The sequence below is a fragment of the Psychrobacter sp. AOP7-B1-24 genome (assembly GCF_052376215.1).
GTDB lineage: Bacteria > Pseudomonadota > Gammaproteobacteria > Pseudomonadales > Moraxellaceae > Psychrobacter.
Genome location: NZ_JBQSVL010000118.1, coordinates 1 through 5,261, shown reverse-complemented (window position 1 = coordinate 5,261; position 5,261 = coordinate 1). Strand labels below are relative to the sequence as shown.

General features: G+C 39.3%; 2 protein-coding genes. Both read left to right on the top strand.

What is annotated here, in order from left to right; translation table 11 throughout:
- On the top strand, positions 1-1,832 hold a 1,832-nt coding region (locus tag ACT3QP_RS14015; protein ID WP_444525929.1), incomplete at its 5' end, for a S8 family serine peptidase.
- A gap of 1,005 nt (positions 1,833-2,837) precedes the next feature.
- Positions 2,838-5,186, top strand: a complete 2,349-nt coding sequence (locus ACT3QP_RS14010) for a glycosyl hydrolase family 28-related protein (protein WP_444525928.1) — start codon at positions 2,838-2,840, stop codon at positions 5,184-5,186.
- Positions 5,187-5,261: the final 75 nt, after the last annotated feature.

Genomic DNA, 5,261 nt, shown 5'->3' with positions numbered 1-5,261 from the left:
CAATCGATAAACTACCAGAAGATGAATTAAATAAAACTATTTGTTATTTTGAAAGGTTTGATATTGATTCGAGTGAAGAAAAATTCCAAGGCGATATTGAAGAATTTGAAGATAAGATTGAAGTCTTGATGGAGTGCGTCATTCATAATGGGACTTCAGAAAATATACTGGATGGTTTTTTTAGATACTTATCAACGTTGGATAAAAGTATAAATTTTGAAGTAGGGAAAGTAAGAACTGTCGGTCAGTTAGGTTTCGTACCGATTGTTACAGACAAAAAAAATATAGATGCTATTGGTAAATTTAGTTTTTTGCGAGTCTTTAGAAAAATGCCAGATTTAAGACCTTTTCGGCCTTTATTGACAAGGAACCTGCAAGATCAATTAGCCAGCCTACCTAACAGCGTTATATTTGAAAATTTTAAAGCATTGATTTTTGATGGAGGTTTACCTCAAGGCTTGGAGCTACCTTCTTACATCAACTATGAAGAAATTGAAGGAATTGGGGCTGCTACTAATGAACTGACTCAGCATGGATTAGCAGTCACAAGCGCTTACTTGTTTGGTCATATTGATGATATTACAGCATTACGACCAATATCAAATGTCACACATGTACGTGTTCTTGGTGAAAAGCATTTTAACCCTGTTACAATTGATGATATAGAACTATATGATGTAGTTGATAGTATGGTCGAGTATATGGAAAGAGAAACTCCTGATTTAGTAAATATTAGTTTAGGTCCAGATTGTTCAGTAGATGACCATGAAGTTACTTACTGGACAGCAAAACTTGATAGTTACGCTGCTGAAAAAGACGTTTTAATAACGGTTGCTGCTGGAAATAATGGGAACTCTTCGGAATTGGGAGGAATGAATAGAGTACAAGTACCATCTGATGGCGTAAATGTGCTGAGCGTGGGAGCTGCAAACTCAACCAATAATGACTGGGAAAGAGCTTCCTATAGTGCTATGGGCCCTGGTAGAAATCCAGGGATAGTTAAACCTGATGTATTAGCTTTTGGAGGTAGTGAAGAAAATTTCTTCAGAGTTTTAGAATTACATAATGGTAATTTAATGATAAACATGCAACAAGGTACGAGCTTTGCTGCACCACTGGTTATGAGAAGTGCCGCATATATCAAAGGCAATTTCGGTTCTAATGTAACGAATATGGCATTGAGGGCAATTCTAATTCATCAGGCTGATATGAAGGGTTTTACTCATGAAGATGTTGGTTGGGGTAAATGCCATGATGAGTTAAATTATGCTATTACATGTGATGACTACGAAGTAACAGTGATTTATCAGGATGAACTAGCTGTTGGCTCCTTTACACGTTTACCTCTACCAATTGATAATATAAGTTTTGAAGGAAACGTAACAATCAAAAGCACTATAGTATCTAGGACAGGCATTGATCCAGAGTATGCCGCTGCCTATACTAAAAATGGATTTGAAGTAGCTTTTAGACCGAATCAAGAGAATATTAATGATGGTAGTGAACATCCGAAAACTAAAACCTTCTTTCCTCAAGATAGAGCTTCTCAAATTAGTGAGCATACTATGAAGTCTCAAGGCGCTAAATGGGAATGTGTGAGAAAAGACGAAAAAAAACTTAGAGCTACTTCGCTCTTAAACCCCGTTTTTGACTTGACTAGTCACCATAGAAATCAAGGGCAAGATGAAAGAGAGAAACAGCCAATTGAATTCGTCTGTGTGATAACAATCAGGTGTGAAAAATTAAATGATTTGTATAATGAAGTAGTACGAAATTATAGAGGTATACTAAATCCATTGACGCCTCAACAAACTATTAAGATCGGCATCTGATAGGATAGAAAAAATATCTATTATTAATCTGTTTATTTTGCTGGTTTGGGTTTATATTAAAATAACTCGAATAGATAATTGAGTTATCTACATTTTTAGGATAATTGACCTGTAATAAATATTCTTATTTCTTAATTAGAAGTAGAACTAATAATCTGATTTATTTTTTTCTAGCTTAACTCTGCGCAATCAACTTACGCACCTGCGCACTTTTTTCTAGGTACCTCTGTAGTCTTTAGATCGACTTTCTCAGAATTACTCATCCTTTACCTCTCTCATCACTTTTCAATATCCAAAAAAACGGCACTGAAATCAGTACCGTTTTATAAATCGTGACAATGTAAATCCTAACCACGACTCCTTAAATGCTGAATCGTCAAAATCAATCCCAGCTCAAAATCACCTTGTCGCATTGCCCGCTTTCCATGACATCAAAGCCTTCTTGAGACTCATCAATGTGCATGCGATGGATAATAACGCGCGTGCTTGGTTGCGCTAGTCGCTATTCAAACTGCTAGTCGTTGCTTATAGTTTTAGATAGCGGTTTTTTAAATGAAAAGGTGGGCTTCGGCTCACCTTTTTTGTGTTTGGGATTTGTGTTAAAAAAACAATCTGTACTGTTTCATTTTATATTAATAGTTTAACTTCATGGAAATAGCTAATAGGCTCAGAGTACAATAATGTCAAATAAACGAGTATTAGCGATAAAGAGACAAAGTACAAAATATCGAGTTAACTCGTCTATAATGCTGGCTATTTTTTGGCTTCTATTGTGATAATAAGCGTTTTTATACCTGATATGGCAGCATAATATAGTTTTTACACATAACAACAGAGTAAATCTGGTGCGTTTCATTAGGTCGTACTGATGATATGCACTGGTATAGAAACCAAAGTCATGGGATACTGATGATACATGCATGCGTATTTTCCGTCATACACGCAGTTGGTTGCGCTACATAAATTTTACGTGGGCATTGACTTTAGTCATATAAAAGGCATCTTATGAACTTGCAAACTTTGAGAGTAATCACGCCAGAAAGCCAGCAGTCAATCAGTGTAAAAGCTGGTCATGAGCAGGTCATAGACGTGAGCGCTGGATCTCGGTTCATCATTGCTGATGATTCAGGTTTTGCACCTAAACAGGTCAAGTTTTCACGTGAAGATAACAACCTATTGGTTATGGATCAGGGTGAGGTTTCTTTTATATTAAAGGGTTACTACTCAAAGGACCAAGATGCTATTAGTTTAACTGGCTTAGAAACGGATGGTCAGTATTATAATTATTCAGTCAACAATTACAGTGCCGCTACGGATGGGTATGTCACTGAAAACCTATCAACTTTTGAGTTATCTGACCTAGAGGCTGCAGAGACAGACAGCAATGCTACTAGTCATAATCCATGGTTTCTCACTGGTTTAGGAGCGTTAGGTGTGACTGGTGGCGCTGCAGCATTGAATAGTTCTTCAGATGACTCTTCGAGTTCATCAACTAGCGACCCAGAAGTTGAGCCTGAACCAGAGCCTGAACCAGAGCCTGAACCAGAGCCTGAACCAGAGCCTGAACCAGAGCCTGAACCAGAGCCTGAACCAGAGCCTGAACCAGAGCCTGAACCTGAACCTGAACCTGAACCTGAACCTGAACCTGAACCTGAACCTGAACCTGAACTTGAGGTGGTACTTCCTGAGACCAATGAAGCTACAAGTACTGCTAGCATCACTATCAGTGGCAACGACACGGGTATGTTAAGCAGCAGTATTCAAGATGCCGATGGCGTACTGGATGCTGATGTGACGTATCAATGGTTTGCAGACGGACAACCGATTGATAATGCGACGCAAAACACTTATGCCCTGACTAGCCAAGAAGCCAGTAAGACCATAACGGTAGAAGCATCATATACGAGCAATGACGGTATCAATAAAACCATCGTAAGTGATAGTGATGTCAGTATTTATACCCCTGAGCCTGCCAGTTTACTAGTGGTAGACGTAACGGATAGTGAATATGGTGCCAAAGGAGATGGCAGTACAGATGATACTGCTGCTATCCAAAAAGCGATTAACGCTGTCTCTGAGAGTGGTGGTGGCACTGTTTATATCCCTGAAGGTAACTACTTGATTGATACCACAGATAGATTGTGGCTACAGAGTAATGTCACTCTAAAGATGGAGGATGATACGGTACTCGAGGCGATTCCTAGTGATGAAGCGACGCACTACGTATTGTTTATTAGAGACGTAGAAAACGTAAATGTGATAGGTGGCACTATCATCGGTGATCGTTATGAGCACTCCGGTACAGGTGATAATTGGGGCGTAGGCATTGGTATATTAGGCTCTCAAAATGTCACAATCGAAAACGTTAATATACAAGACTTTCGCGGTGATGGTGTCTACATTGGCGAGAGCCAAGGAGCGAGCGAAGATATTACTCTTTATAATATCGTTTCTGACAACAACACTCGTCAAGGCATCACTATCGTCGATGGCGATGGTATCGATATTATCAATTCTGTATTCAAGAATACCAACGGCTCCACCCCAGCAGCAGGTATCAATATAGAGCCAAACGACGGTGATCTAGTTACCAATGTCAACATTATCAGCTCACAGTCTTTGAATAATGAAGAGTATGGACTCGTCATATCAGAACGCGCTTCTGGGGTCGATCATGAAATCAATAATGTATTGGTAGAGGGTAATCAGATTATTGGCAATGGTTTTGATGTTCGTATCAATGGCGTGAGCGACAGTCAGTTTTTTGATAATTTTATTGATGGTGTTGATACGGCATTAAGTGATGATGGCCGAGTTTTGGCGAGTATTATCTTCAACAATGAAACGAGTGGAAATACCGTGAGCGGTAATACGGTGGTTACGACGGGTAACGAAGTTGGACGTGCCGATATTGATGACAGAGGTCAGGACAATGAGTTGTATGACAATGTAGTGATGGGCACAGATAGAGATGATGATCTAAAAGGCGGCTTGGGTAGTGAGGTTATTAATGGTGGCTTAGGTCGGGATGTACTAACCGGTGGTGATGATGCAGATACTTTCTCATTTGATAGTGAGCTGAGCGCCGATAATATAGATACTATCGTAGATTTTAGCTCAGATGAAGGTGATAAAGTTGCGTTAAGCGAAGTGGTCTTTGGCGATGTCAGTCTCGATAAGCTAGAAAACAATTGGTTGGTCACAGATGATGAAGAGGTTGATAGCAATACTCGAATTATCCAAAAAGGCGATGATTTATACTTTGATGCAGATGGATCTGGCACTGATTTCTCAGAGGTTCAATTTGCGACAGTGAATCAAGCGCTGACGGTAGATGACTTTGTGGTTATGTAGCGTATACTAGGTGCACGCGCTTGACTGTACTAAGAAAGTTTAAACTATTGCAAACACAAAAAAGGTGAGCCGAAG

Coding starts and splice junctions, on each gene's coding strand:
- ACT3QP_RS14010 (WP_444525928.1), top strand. CDS start 2,838: ATGAACTTGCAAACTTTGAGAGTAATCACGCCAGAAAGCCAGCAGTCA.